Source organism: Solibacillus palustris (assembly GCF_022549215.1).
Classification (GTDB): Bacteria; Bacillota; Bacilli; order Bacillales_A; family Planococcaceae; genus Solibacillus; species Solibacillus daqui.
On the sequence record NZ_JAKZFC010000001.1, the window covers coordinates 40,761 to 58,529 of the forward strand.

The window sequence follows — 17,769 nt, forward strand, 5'->3', positions numbered from 1 at the left end:
AAAGAATTACATATAACTATTATTCTAAACGGGTATAGTTCTCTCAAAACGTTGGGCTTATCCAAATGTCAGGCGTACGTGACCGCAAAGTGATTTATATTACAGGTGGTATGTTAGTAGCTTTAGGTTTCTTACCAAAGTTAGCAGCCATTACAACAATCATCCCAACACCAGTACTTGGTGCAGCGATGTTAGCGATGTTTGGTATGGTTATTACACAAGGTGTGAAAATGTTAGCACCTGAAATCGCGAAATCAATGGAAAATGCAATGGTCGCAGCACTTGCAGTTGGCTTAGGTGTCGGCGTAGCAAGCGTTCCAGGTGTATTTGCCAACGTAACACAGGGTATGCCATCTTGGTTAGCGGAAGTCATTACAGTCATTACATCAAACGGTATCGTAGCGGGTGCTTTAACAGCGATTGTGTTAAATATTTTATTTAATATGATTGGTCCAAAACGCCAAGATCCGATGCATGTAGAATAAATAAGGTCGTCTATTTAAACGATGAAAATCGTCTAAATAGGCGTTTTTTTTCGTTCAAAAATCCAGTTTGCTCAAGGGAGAAGGAATGGTTTTCTTAGGAGGCGAATGATAGGGAAAGGAGGTGGTGAGGTGGAGATGCTAATGGTATTTTTTATGGGGCTTGTTGGTGTTATTTTAGGCTCGTTTTTTAATGTTGTCGGATTGCGCATACCGAAAAATAAATCAATTATTGCACCACCTTCTCATTGTCCAGGCTGTGCGCATATGTTAAGTTCTATAGATTTAATTCCGGTGTTATCTTATGGATTATTGCGCGGGAAATGTCGAGTGTGTGGTGTACGTATTTCGCCAATTTACCCGCTTGTTGAAGCAGTAACTGCGTTATTATTCGCTTTTGCGACATGGCATATTGGTTGGGCGTGGGAGCTTGTAGTAACGCTTTTGTTTATTTCGCTATTGATGATTATTACGGTTTCGGACATTATTTATATGCTGATTCCTGACAAAGTGCTACTGTTCTTCTTGCCGTTTCTTATAGTAGGGAGAATATTGTCTCCGTTAACACCTTGGTGGGATAGTGTACTTGGGGCAGCTTTTGGTTTTTTAATCCTATGGTTCATTGCAATTATATCGCAAGGGGGCATGGGTGGAGGTGATATTAAGCTATTTTTATTAATCGGGCTTGTTTTAGGGACGGTTAATACATTACTAACGCTGTTTTTTGCCGCGCTAATCGGGCTTGTTTTTGGTGGAACCATTCTCATGATTCATAAACAGGGACGTGAAACGCCAATCCCATTTGGCCCAGCCATTGTTATCGCCGCAATTGTTGTTTATTTTTACGGTATCGAAATAATGACAGCCTATTGGCATTTATTTGAATGATTAAATTGCGAAATGTGTTATCCTAAATAAATATCAGGTTAACTAAAGAGGTGACATATGCTAAAACTACGAGGGCATCATTTATTTTGTATGATTGGTTTTAGAGGAATGGGCTATTCAGAGGAATATGCGGACAATATGAAAAAGATACATGCACAATTACGTCGAAATCCACATACCTCTTTTCAGCTGATTGCAGGGGCAGATGATTTGTGTGCAAAATTTCCATGTGACCAGCCCTATCATTGTGATGCGGAGCGTGTGGCACAACAGGATGCGACATTTTTGCAAAAGCTTCAGTTACAAATCGGTGATGTACTAACATGGCACGACGTAGAGCAACTTGTAAAGAAGAGCGTGACACCAACTGTAATTAATGAAGTTTGCTATGATTGCAGCTGGCGCGAATATGGTGTATGTGAAGAGGGTGTTGGTCATATTCAGCAAAATAAAGGACTATTTCCTGTAACGTAATGCGAGTAAGACGGCATTACGTTTTTTGATTGAAATCTTGTCCAATCAGAGTTAAAAATGTGATTTTAAAAGATAGTTTTTGAATTGCTACTTATAAATTACGAATGATCTGCTCAAATGGATGATTCATTAGCAATTCTTTCAGAGCGATTTTGACAGCCCTTTCTTCAGAATCCGCTAAAATTAAAATTTGGTAGTTTTCAAAATCCTTGTAATACGCATCAGCTTCAATAATCGGAGAATCGGCTTTATTTGGAATCGTCACAACAATTTCATAGCCATCCTCGATGAATTCAATTTTCTTCATACAACATGCACCCTTCCTTTATAAAAAAAGTATTTCCCTTTTGACGGATTATTATGAAATCTAAAGAGCACCTTATACAAATTTGTACAAGGTGCTCGAAAAATACTTACTCTGCATTTGGGTAAATCATCGTTGCTGGGTCAACATATTGATCGTATTGCTCTTCTGTTAATAGACCTGAAGCTAAAGCCGCTTCTTTTAATGTTGTGCCTTCTTTGTGGGCTGTTTTCGCGATTTTTGCCGCGTTTTCGTAACCGATATATGGATTTAATGCGGTAACAAGCATTAAAGAATTTTTTAAATTATTATCGAGTACTTCTGTATTTGGTTCAATACCAACTGCGCAGTTATCGTTGAAGCTTTGCATTGTATCTGCCAGTAGGCGAGCTGATTGTAAGAAGTTATAAATAATGACAGGCTTGAATACGTTTAATTCAAAGTTACCTTGTGACGCAGCAAATCCGATTGTTGCATCATTTCCGAACACTTGGCAAGCGACCATTGTCATCGCCTCTGATTGCGTTGGATTCACTTTACCTGGCATGATGGATGAGCCTGGCTCGTTTTCTGGGATGGTAATTTCGCCGATACCAGAACGTGGACCACTTGCTAACCAACGAACGTCATTTGCGATTTTCATTAAGTCAGCGGCTAACGCTTTTAACGCACCATGTGCAGTCGTCACTTCATCATGCGAAGTTAATGCATGGAATTTGTTTTCAGCAGTAATAAAATTTTTCGCTGTATAGGTAGCGATTTCTTCAGCAACCATTGCACCGAATTTCGGGTGCGCGTTAATGCCTGTACCAACAGCTGTTCCACCGATTGCTAATTCTTTCATGAAGTCGCTCGTTACCTGAATCATTTTTTCAGATTTTACAAGCATATGCGTCCATCCTGAAATTTCTTGACCTAACGTAAGTGGTGTCGCGTCTTGTAAATGCGTACGACCGATTTTAATGATGTCTTTAAATGCTTCTTGCTTTTGTTGTAACGTTGCCTTTAATACGTTTAGTTTAGGTAATACTAAATCTTCTACCGCGATAACAGCCGCCACGTGAAGGGCAGTAGGGAATGTATCGTTTGAGCTTTGTGACATGTTGACATCATCGTTTGGATGTACCTTTTCTTCCGAGCCTTGCTCAGTTAAAAGTTGGTTACCTCGGAATGACAGAACTTCGTTTACGTTCATGTTCGATTGTGTACCTGAACCAGTTTGCCAAACGACAAGAGGGAATTGATCATCGAGCTTGCCTGCTAATACTTCATCAGCTGCCGTAACGATGGCCTTTGTTTTAACATCTGATAATTTGCCAAGTTTGTTATTAGCGAGTGCACAAGAGCGCTTTAAAATGGCAAAAGCACGAATAATTTCAATCGGCATTTTTTCTGTGCCAATTTTAAAATTTTCTAAGCTGCGTTGTGTTTGTGCTTTCCAAAGTTTGTCTGCGGGTACATTAATTTCACCCATTGTGTCTTTTTCAATACGATATTCCATTTTCAACAACTCCTTTTATATAGGTATGCCCAATATGTAGCTATGAAAAAATGGCAAATCTTGTGAGGAGATTTGCCACTTTTTCAGGAGAAAAGAATATGCTTCTTTTCGAAATATGAGTAAAGTATTAATGAGTTTTCGAACCAGAACTGGGGGGAACGGTCTCGAAAGTTTGTTAACAACTAAGATGTCTTCCTTACAATGATAATGATAATCCTTATCAATTAGAAAGTCAACATTATTATTAAAATTTTTTAAAAAAGTTTTTAACAATAAACAACGTCTACCGTATCGAATTGTTATCGATGCATTAGACGTTGTTTAGATGAGTATTCACGTAATTTGTCTCCTCATTATTAAATGATTTTCACATAAAAGTCGCGACCATTAGTTAATTCTAAAATCTCTGTTCCTTTTTCTCGTTTATAGTAGTCTGCAATAATAGTTGCCAAACCGCTATAGCCGTTTAATAACGTCCCTTGTTTAATTTCTTTTGCGATATTGTGGAAATCGAAGTATGCGATTATATCTTCGCTCATGCTGTTTAAAATATTCTCTATATCAATTAACGGAATATGCACACCGCGTGTATAGCGACATTCGCGTTTGTACGTGTGGTGTTGAATGTTTACTGGTGTTGTTTCTGTAATCATAGACATTTGATTCATAGAGTGTCCCCCTTAGATTGTATTTATTTCTAAGTAAATTATACCTAAAAAATGAAAAACAATTAATTAGAAAATTAAATTAATTTAGAATTTTAGTGAAAATAATACTTTACCAATCTTCTCCACGTTGCAAATCTTCAGCGACCATTTGCAAATCGTAGGCATTTATGATGAAAAGTTCGTAATTTTCGTGGATTTCTTGATACTTTTGCACAAGGCGATGCACGTATTGTGGGGAGCCTTCGTTTTCTTCATCGTATACGAGTAGGGTAGCATCGGTATTATCAATGATGAATTTATCCTTTTCGATAAATTGCCAAGGAGCTTCATAAGGACGCTTTGTCACGCTAGTCGTAAAATTGGCCTCACTTATTATATGCATGTAAGTTGCTTGTTTATGCTCATTCCAATTTTTTTCTTGCTCTAAAAATGGGGTAATAATAGAGTATTTGAGTTCGGGGTATTCTTTTTTTAATTCAAGTACTACTTGAGCAGCCCATGTTTCAACCCCTTGTTGGCCGCTAATGACGATCCATTCTAGCCCATCCTCTAAAAAAAGGCGAAGTTGATTTTCGATGGCGGTTTTAATAATAACAACGCCTGGATGCTTGTCATTGAAAATTCCAAGCTCATGTGGTCGATAGCCTGTAATATAAAGTGATTTCATATATATCCCTCCGAAAAAGTGAAAAGGGCTGTGCTGAAGTGTATCAGTACAACCCTGTTATGAAGATAGCAAGAATTTCTTTTTTCCCCTCGATCTTATCCCGCATTAAGGGACAGTAAGACGCCCATTTCAAGCTGACAAATGAAAGCTAATGCTCGGTGGGAATGAGGAATACCCCACCGATTAAAGTTTCACATTATCTGTACGAAGCAGGTTTCTTCCAAATAAGTGTTAATAAAATACCAAATACTAATATAACCGTAGCAAAGTAATATGGATAGTTAATATCAATATCAAATAGGATTCCACCTAAAATGGGTCCAAAAATATTGGCAAGACTTGTAAACATCGAGTTCATACCACCAACAAAACCTTGCTCATTGCCGGCAATTTTCGATAAATAACTCGTTACAGCTGGTCGGAATAAGTCAAAGCCAACAAATACGAAGCATGTTACGAGTAAGATTGCGAAATAAGAGCTTACTGCCGTCATTAAAAATACTAAAATCGCTGATAAAATTAATGTATAGCGAATGAGTTTAATTTCACCCCATTTTTGTGCTAAACGTTCAAATAATGCAACTTGCGCAATCGCACCGAAAATGGCACCGCCTGTAATAATAATCGCGATATCCGTTGGTGTAAAGCCAAACTTATGGTCAACGAATAAGCTAAAGAATGATTCAAACGCCGCTAAGCCGAATGATGCGACGAAAATTAAAATGAAGGCAATGAAGTACATTGGTGCAAAAATTCGCTTGAAGCCTGACTTTTGGTCTGGTGCACTTTCAACATTTTCCGCATTACGCTGTGGTTCTCTCAGTAAAATAAATGACAAAATGGCAGCTGTTGTACCAAGTGCCCCTGCAAAGTAGAATGGCACACGTGTACCAAAATCTGCTAAGAAGCCACCAATACCAGGTCCAATAATGAAGCCCGTACTAATTGCTGCACTCATATAACCAAGTGCTTTTGGTCGTGTTTCCATTGTCGTAATATCTGCAATAAACGCAGTAACGGCAGGCATAATAAATGCCGCACTAATCCCACCAAGAATACGAGAAATAAATAATACCTCAATGGTTTTCCCTAAACCGAATAAAAATTCCGAAAAACCGAAAATGAATAACCCTAAGACGATCATAATTTTTCGACCATATTTATCAACCGCTTTACCAGCAAGTGGTGAAACGATTAGCTGTGAAATCGCAAATGCAGCTGTTAAATAACCAACTGTTGTGCCGTTAATGCCTAACTCATTCATTAACGTTGGAAGTACTGGAATAACTAATCCGATCCCTAAAAAGGCGATGAATAAGTTTAAAAGCAGTAATCCTAACGTTACTTTGATTTCTTTCATAGCTGTTTTCTCCTTACTTATGTTGCTAGAAATTTCGTGTTTAACCCGCACTTTCTAACATAAACCCTATAGTTACTATAGAGTCAATGAAACAGCATTAAATTATTGTAAAAATAGTTAGGCAAGCAGTACTTTTAATTCAACGATAAATTTGTCTTCTTCATTTGGTGAATAATTAAGTGGCATAAAAATTTCATAGACGGTAGGCACAATTTGTAACTGCTCGCTCTCAATATAATTGTAGAGCTTGTCATATTGTGCTAAATACGCCTCACGCGTAAAGATAAAGGCGACACATACATAACGACCAGCTGGAATCATCTGGACATTCATATCACTTGTTAAATGTGTGATATAGCGATCGGTAAGCAGTGGCGTAAAAATATGGCTATAAAATAACGTATCTACATCATGGTACTGCTTATACGGATATATACAGCCGTAACGACTACTTAAAAAGCTGTTTTCGGTTTCTAACGTTTTAATCAGAGAACTATAGTACACATTTGGTATATCAGAAACCGTGAGTCCCTTCGTTTGGATGGCTAATATACGCGAAGCTTCCTCAAATTTAATGTACACGGTATCCATTACATCGATCGCGAGCTGTTCTTGCATTTGTTTTTTCGTTTTATAGAGCGTTTGCTGAATTTCATGTAGGCGGCTCATACGCTGTTCAATAACTTGCTCCTGCTGCTGCAAAAATGCGAGCAATTCATCAGGTGTAAACTGTTGTGCCGCTTTGATTTTATCTAGTGAGACGCCAATATATTTCAGTGACTTAATGATATCTAAATAGTAAATTTGAGAATCTTTATAATAGCGATAATTAGTTTCCGGATCGACATAAGATGGCTTAAATAAATCGATTTGGTCGTAATAGCGTAGTGTCTGAATCGAAATATTTGTCAGCTTGGCAACTTCACCGATTGAATAGTAGTTTTCTTCCATAATGTATGTACCCTCCAGTAATCGACGTAGTGTATAGCTCCACTATGGTCTTAACTTAATTCAGTGGGGGATGAGCCCCCACTGAATCAAGTTAAGCCCCGGCGGATGTCACAGATTTTTTAGAGGAGTTTTTCAAGTGAACTTGAAAACAATCTGGACGCAATTACGCCGAAGCGCAATTGATTTTAATTGTACAACTCTTGCGCTATCGATACAGACTTTTTCTTACTATAATAATGGCCAATAATTAAAATAATAAGAGCAACAGTTACAGTTCCACCTGCAAAAAGTAACGGAGCCTTAAAGGTTGCATAATACGTATCAAGACGGCCTGCGATGACAGGTCCAACAATTTGACCGAGTGCGTAAAATGTCGTTAACATCGATACTACGTAAGCGCTTTGCTGAGGGAAAAGCTGACGTGCATAGCCAGTGGACATTGTGACAAGCCCAACGAATGTAAAGCCGTATAAAAATGCCGATAAAAGTACACTCCAAGCAGTTTGAGACAATACAGGTAGTAAAATACCAATAATTTGCATTGCATAGGCAAGTGCCATCATTGAAATGGTCGAAAAGCGCGACATTAAGTGCATCCAAATTGGAGCAGATGGAATAGCCGCAATACCAACAACAACCCAACTATAGCCCGCAAAGCTACGTAACGCCTCAATATTGTAAATGATATCGACTAAAAACGTACCTGTAATGATGTAGCCAAGTCCCTCTAAACCATAAGCGATGATGAGCCACGGCATAAAGCCATACCAAATGGATGTTTGCTCACCTTTAGGGAGGGGTGCTTGGTTTGGCACAGTCAAACGTCGCCATAAAAATACCGTCGTTACCAAAAAGATTGCTGACATCATACCAAGCCCAATCCATGAGCCTTGCCATTGGACACGTACTTCAAAGAACGGTACAAGTAAACCAGAAAGCGCAATCCCAAAGCCAATACCACTAAACACATAACCACTCCAACGTGTCAGTAAATGTGTAGCTAAATAATCCATTACAATGCTAGATGTCAAAACAAAAATAAAGCCGCTTGTGAGCCCCATAATTAATCGTAATACAATCCAAATCATATAAGAATCAATGAACCCCATTAAAATAATTGATATTACATTGATTACTACATTTAATAGTAGAAAATTCTTTTTAGCGCGGTAAATAAAGGCAGCTCCAAGTGCCCCGATAAAGTAACCTACATAATTACTCGATGCAAGCCAGCCACCTTGTGCAAATGATAAATTTTCATCTATGCGCATAAATGGTAACAAAGGTGTAAGAGCAAATCGGCTAATACCCATCGCCACCACCAAAAATAAAATCCCGCCAACAATGACCCCCATATGTTGTCGATTCATGAAAATTCCCCCTTATCAAACAATCCTCTTTAACGAATTATAGCATTATTGAATTTGGTAATAATAGAAGGATTTACTGTATAAAAGAGAAAAAACCTAACTTTTCACCAAAAGTTAGGTTTCGATGTCATAAGCCAAATGAAAAAACACATGAGTGCGGTATATTTCCATGTTGCCACTTTGACCATATGAATATATGTATATTTTGAAAAGTCAGCACTTTTTGCAAAGTTCCTTGCTGGTTTAAATGCGCTTGCCATAAAATAAAGAGATGCCGTCATCGCAATATAAGTCACGATTAACCACGAACTTCCCCATGACCAACCACTAAAATGAATGAGCATCAGTCCTGTTGGTACGACATAATGCCCACCGTGTGCAACAGCACGCAAAACACCTTGTAAGGCATTTACATAGCTCAATGCTTCTGCTTCAGGTGCTTTTTTCATGCGACTTAATAATGGGAAAATAGCAAAAAGCGGACCGGTTGCGGCGACCGCACTTACGACGTGTGCAAATAATAGGAGTTTGTAAAGCAAATTCATCCCTCACTAAACAATAATTACAGTTAGTGTAACACGAATGAAAAAGGCAAGCTACGTCCCCTTAACGTAGCTTGTCTCTAAACCCTTATGAATGTGCAGGTTTGCTTTCTCCCACTTGTTGTGTTTGTTCTTTTACACGCTGTTTTTTCATTTTGTTAACATCAGAACGTAGTAATAATGAAATACCGAATGAAATTGCGATTAAAACACTGAACACATAAAATACTGGTTCGTAGCTATTCGCTGCTTCATGAATCGTTGATACAATAATTGGACCAAAAATCCCGCCTAATGACCAAGTAGTTAGTAAGTACCCGTGAATAACACCAAGTTGTTTTGTACCAAATAAATCTGACGCAAAGGCTGGTAAGTTTGAGAATCCACCACCATAGCAACTAACAACTAAGAAAATAAATAGTTGGAATAAAAGAACGTTTGTTGTGAATGGTAATGTAATGAACGCGATCAACTGAATGACAAAGAAGATAACAAATACATTTTGACGACCAAAATAATCTGAAGCTGCAGCCCAAATTAAGCGACCACCACCGTTAAATAAGCCCATTAATCCAACCATTGTTGCCGCAGCTGCGACTGAAAGACCTACGATTTCTTGTGCCATTGGTGAGGCAACTGAAATCATCATTAAACCAGAAGTTACATTAATTAAATGCATTGACCAAAGCATCCAAAACTGCTTTGTTTTTACTGCTTCACGAGCTGACATTTGCGCAATTTCTGATGTTTTTACTTTACCTGAAGCAGTTGCTTCTTCTACATCACCCGGTTTTGGTGGGGCAATATATAAGGCACCTAGCATCATTAAAATGAAGTAGCTAATCCCCAATACAAAATAGGTATTGGAAATACCAATAGAAGCCATTAAGCTAACAGCAACCGGTGCAGTAATTAACGAACCTGAACCAAATCCTAGAACAGCCATCCCTGTCGCTAAACCGCGACGATTTGGGAACCATTTTACGAGCGTTGATACTGGAGAAATATAACCAATCCCCATCCCAAGACCGCTTAATAATCCGTATGTTAGCCAATAAAGGACAACAGAGTCTGAAAGAATGGCAACTCCAGCACCAGCTTGACCAAGTCCGAATAAAACAGCCGCAACCATGGCAGCTTTGCGAGGCCCTAATTTTTCTACGATACCACCAAATAATGCCGCCGAAAATCCGGCTAATCCCATCATGATTGTGAAAGCAATTGTAATTTGTGAAGCATCCCATCCAAGCTCTGTAGCAATTGGATTTTTATACACACTGTATGCATATGCTCCTCCGATGGATAAATGAATAGAAATTGCTGATGCAGCAATTAACCAGCGATTCTTTTTCATAGAATTCCCCCTAATGCGTTTTATTTATCGTTTTGTACGATAATTTCTACCTGAAGTAGTTGTGTCAAAATGATGACTTTCCATGGCAATAACTTAACATCATTTTATTATGTTAGGCAAGTGAAATTTGTAAAATAAATTATGTCGAAAAAACATAAATATCTTTTTTGGAGAGTAAAAATTGTGCTTTACGTTGTAGATATTACTGGTTTTCCTTATGGAGAAACCCTTTAGTTTCAACGTTTATGAACATTTTTTGATAAAATAAAAATTGAGGATAAGAGTTTTTAAAATAATAATAAAAAATATAAAAAAATAAATTAAATTGTACTTAAATAATTAAAATAGCTCAGTTTTACTTATAAATTCTAAAATAACAACAAAAAAACTTCATATTTAGATACTATTGTTTTAATAATATAACAGTTACTAATACACATAGAAATAAATGCTTAATATAATTATGCATTGATAAATCAACGTTTTTAACGATAATCTACAAAAAAATAGCCATAAAAAATGAAACAGTTTTTTTAAAGGTGAAACTGTTTATAACAGTTTAAGAAAAAAGGTATTTTTGAAGTTTCGAAGAATAAATTTACTTTTTGTAGAAATTATTTTGTAGTTAGAAACAGAGGAATTGGTTAATTTTTGGGTTGTTTAACCGGATATAAATTGGTGTTTTAATGTAAACAACACTGGATTTATCTATTGAATAAATATGCTTTCGAGAAAAAGGGGGAAAGAAAAAAAAATTGACGTTTGTTAGACAGTTCTCTAAAGTCAAAATAGTAATAAGAAACGAGGTTAGTAAGATGAAACAATTAGATCCAAAACAACTAACAGAACGTGAAAATTATAAATTTTTGATTGGCTCGATTATTCCAAGACCAATTGCATTCATAACATCAATATCAGAAGGTGGCATAGTGAATGCAGCGCCATTTAGTTTTTTTAATATTGTATCGTCAAATCCCCCGATGATTTCGGTGAGTATTCAGCGTAAAGCTGGACAAATGAAGGACACAGCACGCAATATCAAACAAAACGGTCAATTTGTAGTGCATATTGTTGATACAGACAATGTTGAGCAAGTGAATGAAACGGCTGCAAGTTTGCCCCCACATGAAAGTGAAGTGGATCGTGCACAATTTACATTAGTGGAAAGTACAAAAATAGCCGTACCAGGTGTAAAAGAATCGAAAGTGCGCTTTGAATGTGAACTTGAAACGGTATTAGAGCTTGGTGGCGACGAAAATAATGCCGGCTGTGACCTTATCATCGGCAAAGTATTGTACTATCATATAGAAGATACCATTTACGAGGGCGGAAAAATTGATCCTGAGGCATTAGCAGCGATTAGCCGTTTGGCGGGCAATGACTATGCAAAAATCGGGGAGCAATTCACGATTGAGCGCCCACAGTAATTATAGGAGGCAACACCATGTTAAAAATCAAATCAATCGAACTTTTTAATATCGAATTACCATTAATAGAGCCATTTATCGTTAGTTACGGAACCTATCCAAATATGCCGTCAATTATTGTGAAAATGACGACAGAATGTGGCTTAGTTGGATGGGGCGAGTCAGTTCCAGACGAACATGTAACAGGTGAATCATTAGAAGGCACATTTGCAGTATTAAAGCATACGTTAGCGCCTGCAATGATCGGCGAAAACCCGATGAATTTTGAGCAAATTCATGCCAAAATGGATGCCTTAATTTATAGTGCTCCAGCAGCAAAGGCAGCAATTGATATTGCATGCTTTGATGTAGTCGGTAAAAAGCTAGGCGTACCGGCATATCAATTAACAGGCGGACGTTATCACGAAAAATTTCCAATTACGCACGTATTAAGTATTGGTACCCCTGAAAAAATGGCCGATGAAGCAGCTGAACGTGTAGAAATGGGCTACAGCTCATTTAAAATGAAGGTTGGCCGTGATGTGGCAAGTGATGTTGCACGTATTCAAGCAGTACGCGCGCGAGTGGGAGATGCAATTGCAATTCGTGTCGACGTGAACCAAGGCTGGGTGAATAGCTCAACAACAATGCAGGCGGTGCGTGAGCTAGAAAAATTAAATATCGACTGGCTAGAACAACCAGTGCGCGCAGATGATATTGATGGCATGGTTGAAATTAAAGCAAAAACATCCATTCCAGTGATGATTGATGAAGGCTTACGAGGCGTACGTGAAATGCGAGAAATTATTGCCAAACGTGCAGCCGATAAAGTAAACATTAAGCTAATGAAATGTGGTGGCATTTATCCAGCAATGAAATTAGCTCATATGGCAGAAATGGCTGGTATGGAATGTCAAATTGGTTCGATGGTTGAATCGTCAGTCGGTTCTGCTGCTGGATTCCATGTGGCATTTTCAAATAAATCATTCACAAGTGTTGAGCTAACAGGCCCATTAAAGTTTTCAAAAGATATCGGAAACCTTCATTATAATGTGCCATTTATCCAGTTAACAGAGCGCGCGGGTCTTGGTGTCGATGTCGATGAGGTAATTTTAGCCGAATTAACGCGTGAGCAATATGTGGTGCAGTAAATGATAGCGACAGGAAAGTTAGGACAAGCTGCATATGAAGTTCATGTATTAACGGAAGCACATATTCCACAATTAATGAAGCTACAATTCGAAGTGGTGGATGCGCTTGAGAATAAGGCCATCTTGCAGCCGCTTGTTGAAGGTGAGTTAGGTTTTATTTTACGTGGTAATGGCGTGATGATTGGGGTATTTGTCGAAGGGAAGTTAATCGCATTCCGTGCCTTACTACAGCCTGGAATGGATGACGAGCATTTGGGCTATGACATTGGCTTAACAACGGAAGCGGAGTTAAAAAAGGTGTTGTATCAGGAAATTTCAAATGTTCATCCAGATTATCGAGGGTTTGGCTTACAACGAACGATGGCGGATATCATTATGCAGCAAATTAATTTAACGAAATTTACAGTTGTCTGTGCAACCGTGATGCCAGGCAATATTGCGAGCTTAAAGGATAAATTTTCGCAAGGGATGCATGTAGCAGCCTTGAAATATAAATACGGTGGAAAATTACGCTATGTGTTTATGAAGGATTTAGTGCGTAAGGAAAATGCTCTATGGCAAGAGGAAAAGTTCGTCGAGATGGATGAAACAGTAGAGCAACAGCAATTATTAAAAGCAGGATTTGTTGGGCGATCAATGAAAAAAGATGGCGACAGCTGGCTTGTACAATACGTGAAATAATAAAGGATGTGGCGAAATTTAGTTTTTCGCCACATCCTTTATCGATTTACTAGACTCCATGTAGTGTGTCTGCTCCTTAAATATCGTTGTCATCAAAGCTGTCTAAATCGAAGAAATCATCGTTGTCTTCGAATAAGTAAGATACATCATTATCATCCGTTGTTAAGTATGTGTAGTTTGTCATATCATATCAGCTCCTTTTTATAACTATACAATAGTCAGAAAATTAAGTAAAGTCGAAAAGTGTAAAGAATTTTTTGAACGATGGTTCATGAAAACGTTTTAAATAAACGTTTTATCACATTGGTTACGGTTACATTTAGCATAAAAAATATTTTAATAAAGCGTTTTCATACATATTTTCATACATAGATTGAGTGGAATAAAATAGCGTCTCGCCACGTAAATAGAAGAAAATACAAAAGAGTTTGTATTATGGTGAAAAAACCATTTAATGAGCATTAAAGTAAGCGTGTGGGTACACCAAGTTCGTACAATTTAAAGCAGTTGCCGAAGCTAATACGCTATATTGGCTACTTTATGATTAGATGTGTGTTTTTTGCGACGATTTTAATCGTAGGTGGTATCGCCTTCGATAAATTATTCGGGAGACATTGCATATATATTTACTGGCTATATAAAATCATGATGAAAGAAAAAGCTTGCAGATAAATTTAATTACATAGATAAAAAACATGGTATAAATTTCTATTAAAGTAAAATTATCTAATAATATGAAAGAATATTCTGTTTTGTGTTAAAATATTGTTCAATAAATGAATTGTAGGGGATGGTCGCATGGAGCAACATGTTTTTGTATCTAAGTTAATTCCTCCAACACCAACTAATTACTATTTAAGAAAAGCAAATTTAATGAAAAAACTTACAGATTGGCATCAAGCAAAATGTACAATTTTGCATAGTAGCGCAGGTTACGGAAAAACATCACTTATTAGCCAGTTTATCCAAGATAGCAAGACGTCTTGTGCGTGGTATCAAATTACTTCGGATGATGATTCGATTTTCCCTTTTTTAAGGCATTTTATTTATAGTGTTCAACAAAATTTCCCGTCATTTGGAGAAAATTTAAAAGGATGGGATTTGAACATAAAATTTCATAATGTAGAAGAATTACTTCAGCTTTCAAAACAACTAGTAAATGAATTTCATAAAATTACAAAGCCGTTCATCATGGTGTTGGACGACTATCATCATGTATCGCATGTTTTTTCTATTAATTATGTAATGAATCAGTTGCTTCAGTATTTACCACGCCAACATCATTTGATAGTGGCCTCGCGTAAAATGCCTGAATGGAGTTGCTTACTTCATTTAAGAATGAACAATCAGCTCATTGAGTGCTTTGAACATGAATTTGTATTTTCCGAAGATGATGTGCAATTTTTATTCGAGACCTATTTTGAACGCAAGGTTTCGGACAAAGAATGTGAATTTGTTATGCAAATGACTGAGGGATGGGCGATGGCGGTTATGTTACTTGCATATCAAGCAAAATATAGTCCTCAAAAATTAGTAGATATTGCACAGGGGAACGTTGTGAATTTTTTTGCTTATTTATCAGCAGAAGTATTTGAAAAATTGGATGAACAATTTCAACAGGACTTGTTGAAAGTAGGCATTCACCAAGTAATCTCGCTAGAAGAATTGACCGAGTTATATGGGGCTGATTGGGTAAAGGGCTTGCAGGATAATCTGAAAAATTTAGCCTTTGTCATTCCATTAGCAGGTGGTACAAAGTATCGCTTTCATGCATTATTCCAGCATTTTTTACAGCAACGATTACAAGAACATGCCCCGGCACTTTTTGAGCAATATCATGAAGAAGCTGCAAATTATTATGCAAATCATCAGCAAGGAATACAAGCCGTTTCACATGCTGCCCAACTTAAAAATAAAACGTATTATGCAACACTCTTATTACAGTTTTCGCAACAATTTATTGAAGCAGGACAATTTGATTATTTACTTGATCGGTTAAAAGATTTGTCCCAGGATGAAAAAAACTATCAATTGCTGTTTTATGAAGGTGAGAGTCAACGTTACCGAGCGCAATATGAAAAGGCGAAAAATGCCTATATGGAGTGCTTCCACAAAGCACAGTCTGAGCAAGATCTATTATTTATGATGCGTGCCCAATTTGGCTTAGCCAATATTTATTTGGATACATTACAGCCAGTTTTTGCTGAACACCACTTACAGCAGACAATCGAATTATTAAAGCAAGTAGACGTAAGTGAGGAAGAAAGTCAGCAAATTAACAGCTATTATACGGAAAACTTGATTAATTTAGGGCGGGCAGGAGAAGCACAACGATGGAGTAATGGGCAAAATCTGAAGTTGAGCTTAAATAATATTGATGCGCGCATGTACTTACGTCAGGGGCAACTGGAACAAGCAAAGGAAATTTTACAACAACGTGTAGTGAAGCAATTTCGCTGGGAAGAGGCACATCGAACAACAGATTTATTGCTTGTACTCATTGATGTTTTAATGGGCGAAAATGAGCAAGCCTATGCCCGTATTATTGAAAGTGAGAAAGAACAATTAGTTGATATGCCATTTACACTTGCGATAACAAAGCTGAGAAAAGGTCTCGCGCTATTAAATATGGATGTGAAAGATTTGACCTTAGCAAAGCAATGTTTAGACGAAACATTAGAATTAATGGGGCAAATTCATGTGAAGCGTGTAAAAGCAGAATGCTATATGGGTCTTGTATTGTTTCATGGAGACAATGTAAATGAAGCGAAACGCCATGCCCAAATGGGTTTGAGAGAAACAGAAAAAGTGCAGGATTACTGGATGTCAGCGCTACTACTAACGGCTTTAACGAAAGTTTTAGTAGAAAACGAGCATTATGAAGAGGCGATTGAGACTGCGAAACAAGCACTTGCTTATTATACATGTAGCGAGGATAGCTATGGCCAAATGATTTGTTCATTTTGGTTAGCTGTTTGTAATGAACAATTAGGTCGACGAACACAGGCAATTCAGGATTACGAATTGTATTGGAATCTTTGCTCTGAAAAGTATCCTTACTTTATGAAAAGTCGCACTTTATTTGGTCCACAAAGGTCCTTGTTATTCATACGATTAGCGCAACGTCTAGAAAAGCAACAGGCACTTTTTGTAATGATGGCAGCAGAAAACGTTCCAAACACGCAACTACATTTAACGTTATTTGGGCCCGTATCGATTCAACGCGAGCAACAGGTGGTTCATGATAAAGAATGGAAAAGAATGAAAGCAAAAGAATTGTTTTTATATTTGTACAGTTGTCGGGATCAATTTGTTACTAAACAACAGTTATGCGAAGTGATTTGGAATTATGACGAAGAAGCAATGGTACGGGACTTTAAAGTAGTCTATAATGCTATGTTAAAAACACTAGAGCCAAATCGCTCAGCTCGCGAAGAAAGTCATTTTATTATTCGACGTCAACATCTTTATAAGCTAGATACGGCTTGGATTCAAAGTGACGTAGCATTATTTGAGTATTATATGCAAAAAGGGTTTGACGAGGCCATACCTAAAATTTCGAATGAATGGTTAAAGCTAGCGATTCGCTTTGTTGACTCTCCATTTTGCTCAGATATTGATCGAGATTGGGTGAACACTTTACGTGTTTATTACGAAGAGCAAGTAATAAAAGTAATGGAACGTTTAGCTCAAAACTATGTAAGATTACAAAGTTTTACAGAAGTAATTTACTATGCGAATCGAATGCGAACAATTGATGATGGCTATGAAGAAGCATATCGTTTGCTGATTTTAGCTCATTATTATTTAGGAAATCGGAGAGAAGCGTTAAAAATTTATGACGAATGCGTAAAAGTATTAGATGAACAATATGAGCTACCTCCAATGGAAACGACTGAGCAACTATATGACCTTATTTTAAAAATGTAAGAGCATTCCTTAAGTTACTTAAACTTAAGGAATGCTTTTT

15 protein-coding genes and 1 pseudogene are annotated in these 17,769 nt (G+C 37.3%); 7 read left to right on the plus strand and 9 right to left on the minus strand.

The window, feature by feature from the left end; genetic code table 11:
- Positions 1-38: 38 nt before the first annotated feature.
- The 3 genes and pseudogenes from LZ480_RS00180 to LZ480_RS00190 all read left to right on the plus strand — a co-directional run.
- Positions 39-485, plus strand: a pseudogene (locus tag LZ480_RS00180) (solute carrier family 23 protein); the annotation flags it as partial.
- A gap of 129 nt (positions 486-614) precedes the next feature.
- Complete coding sequence (locus LZ480_RS00185; RefSeq protein WP_408641581.1) at positions 615-1,370, plus strand: prepilin peptidase; 756 nt, start codon at positions 615-617, stop codon at positions 1,368-1,370.
- A gap of 57 nt (positions 1,371-1,427) precedes the next feature.
- Positions 1,428-1,844, plus strand: a complete 417-nt coding sequence (locus tag LZ480_RS00190; RefSeq protein ID WP_241367313.1) for a DUF1284 domain-containing protein — start codon at positions 1,428-1,430, stop codon at positions 1,842-1,844.
- 91 nt (positions 1,845-1,935) lie between these two features.
- On the opposite strand, the gene LZ480_RS00195 is transcribed toward LZ480_RS00190, so the two are convergent.
- The 9 genes from LZ480_RS00195 to LZ480_RS00235 form a co-directional block, all read right to left on the minus strand.
- Positions 1,936-2,151: a hypothetical protein gene (locus tag LZ480_RS00195; protein ID WP_241367314.1), complete on the minus strand. Its 216-nt coding sequence runs from the start codon at positions 2,149-2,151 to the stop codon at positions 1,936-1,938.
- A 106-nt stretch (positions 2,152-2,257) separates the two neighbouring features.
- Positions 2,258-3,649, minus strand: coding sequence for a class II fumarate hydratase (fumC, locus tag LZ480_RS00200; protein WP_241367315.1), 1,392 nt, complete (start codon positions 3,647-3,649; stop codon positions 2,258-2,260).
- A gap of 356 nt (positions 3,650-4,005) precedes the next feature.
- Positions 4,006-4,317, minus strand: a complete 312-nt coding sequence (locus LZ480_RS00205; RefSeq protein WP_241367316.1) for a hypothetical protein — start codon at positions 4,315-4,317, stop codon at positions 4,006-4,008.
- A gap of 109 nt (positions 4,318-4,426) precedes the next feature.
- On the minus strand, positions 4,427-4,984 hold the full coding sequence (locus LZ480_RS00210; RefSeq protein WP_241367317.1) for a DUF1273 domain-containing protein: 558 nt from the start codon (positions 4,982-4,984) through the stop codon (positions 4,427-4,429).
- A 196-nt stretch (positions 4,985-5,180) separates the two neighbouring features.
- Positions 5,181-6,344, minus strand: coding sequence for an MFS transporter (locus tag LZ480_RS00215; RefSeq protein ID WP_241367318.1), 1,164 nt, complete (start codon positions 6,342-6,344; stop codon positions 5,181-5,183).
- Between the two features lie 117 nt (positions 6,345-6,461).
- Complete coding sequence (locus tag LZ480_RS00220; protein ID WP_241367319.1) at positions 6,462-7,295, minus strand: MerR family transcriptional regulator; 834 nt, start codon at positions 7,293-7,295, stop codon at positions 6,462-6,464.
- Positions 7,296-7,480: 185 nt separating this feature from the next.
- The gene (locus tag LZ480_RS00225) at positions 7,481-8,665 is read right to left on the minus strand and encodes a YbfB/YjiJ family MFS transporter (RefSeq protein ID WP_241367320.1); all 1,185 of its coding nucleotides are present in this window, start codon (positions 8,663-8,665) and stop codon (positions 7,481-7,483) included.
- A gap of 104 nt (positions 8,666-8,769) precedes the next feature.
- Positions 8,770-9,204 (minus strand): DUF2269 family protein, encoded by a 435-nt coding sequence (locus LZ480_RS00230; protein ID WP_241367321.1) that lies wholly within the window; start codon positions 9,202-9,204, stop codon positions 8,770-8,772.
- Positions 9,205-9,295: 91 nt separating this feature from the next.
- Positions 9,296-10,561 carry an L-lactate MFS transporter gene (locus tag LZ480_RS00235; protein ID WP_241367322.1) on the minus strand — a complete coding sequence of 422 codons (1,266 nt, stop codon included), beginning with the start codon at positions 10,559-10,561 and terminating at the stop codon, positions 9,296-9,298.
- 815 nt (positions 10,562-11,376) lie between these two features.
- Between LZ480_RS00235 and LZ480_RS00240 the strand changes: the two genes are divergently transcribed.
- From LZ480_RS00240 to LZ480_RS00255, 4 genes are all read left to right on the plus strand, one after another.
- Positions 11,377-11,988, plus strand: coding sequence for a flavin reductase family protein (locus LZ480_RS00240; RefSeq protein WP_241367323.1), 612 nt, complete (start codon positions 11,377-11,379; stop codon positions 11,986-11,988).
- 17 nt (positions 11,989-12,005) lie between these two features.
- The gene (locus LZ480_RS00245) at positions 12,006-13,118 is read left to right on the plus strand and encodes a mandelate racemase/muconate lactonizing enzyme family protein (protein ID WP_241367324.1); all 1,113 of its coding nucleotides are present in this window, start codon (positions 12,006-12,008) and stop codon (positions 13,116-13,118) included.
- Positions 13,119-13,799 (plus strand): GNAT family N-acetyltransferase, encoded by a 681-nt coding sequence (locus LZ480_RS00250; RefSeq protein WP_241367325.1) that lies wholly within the window; start codon positions 13,119-13,121, stop codon positions 13,797-13,799.
- A 798-nt stretch (positions 13,800-14,597) separates the two neighbouring features.
- Positions 14,598-17,729, plus strand: a complete 3,132-nt coding sequence (locus tag LZ480_RS00255) for a BTAD domain-containing putative transcriptional regulator (RefSeq protein WP_241367326.1) — start codon at positions 14,598-14,600, stop codon at positions 17,727-17,729.
- Positions 17,730-17,769: the final 40 nt, after the last annotated feature.

What these genes read in the sequence shown, in the direction of transcription:
- LZ480_RS00190 (WP_241367313.1), top strand. Translation starts at nt 1,428, where the DNA reads ATGCTAAAACTACGAGGGCATCATTTATTTTGTATGATTGGTTTTAGA.
- LZ480_RS00195 (WP_241367314.1), bottom strand. Translation starts at nt 2,151, where the DNA reads ATGAAGAAAATTGAATTCATCGAGGATGGCTATGAAATTGTTGTGACG.
- fumC (WP_241367315.1), bottom strand. Translation starts at nt 3,649, where the DNA reads ATGGAATATCGTATTGAAAAAGACACAATGGGTGAAATTAATGTACCC.
- LZ480_RS00205 (WP_241367316.1), bottom strand. Translation starts at nt 4,317, where the DNA reads ATGAATCAAATGTCTATGATTACAGAAACAACACCAGTAAACATTCAA.
- LZ480_RS00210 (WP_241367317.1), bottom strand. Translation starts at nt 4,984, where the DNA reads ATGAAATCACTTTATATTACAGGCTATCGACCACATGAGCTTGGAATT.
- LZ480_RS00215 (WP_241367318.1), bottom strand. Translation starts at nt 6,344, where the DNA reads ATGAAAGAAATCAAAGTAACGTTAGGATTACTGCTTTTAAACTTATTC.
- LZ480_RS00220 (WP_241367319.1), bottom strand. Translation starts at nt 7,295, where the DNA reads ATGGAAGAAAACTACTATTCAATCGGTGAAGTTGCCAAGCTGACAAAT.
- LZ480_RS00225 (WP_241367320.1), bottom strand. Translation starts at nt 8,665, where the DNA reads ATGAATCGACAACATATGGGGGTCATTGTTGGCGGGATTTTATTTTTG.
- LZ480_RS00235 (WP_241367322.1), bottom strand. Translation starts at nt 10,561, where the DNA reads ATGAAAAAGAATCGCTGGTTAATTGCTGCATCAGCAATTTCTATTCAT.
- LZ480_RS00240 (WP_241367323.1), top strand. Translation starts at nt 11,377, where the DNA reads ATGAAACAATTAGATCCAAAACAACTAACAGAACGTGAAAATTATAAA.
- LZ480_RS00245 (WP_241367324.1), top strand. Translation starts at nt 12,006, where the DNA reads ATGTTAAAAATCAAATCAATCGAACTTTTTAATATCGAATTACCATTA.
- LZ480_RS00250 (WP_241367325.1), top strand. Translation starts at nt 13,119, where the DNA reads ATGATAGCGACAGGAAAGTTAGGACAAGCTGCATATGAAGTTCATGTA.
- LZ480_RS00255 (WP_241367326.1), top strand. Translation starts at nt 14,598, where the DNA reads ATGGAGCAACATGTTTTTGTATCTAAGTTAATTCCTCCAACACCAACT.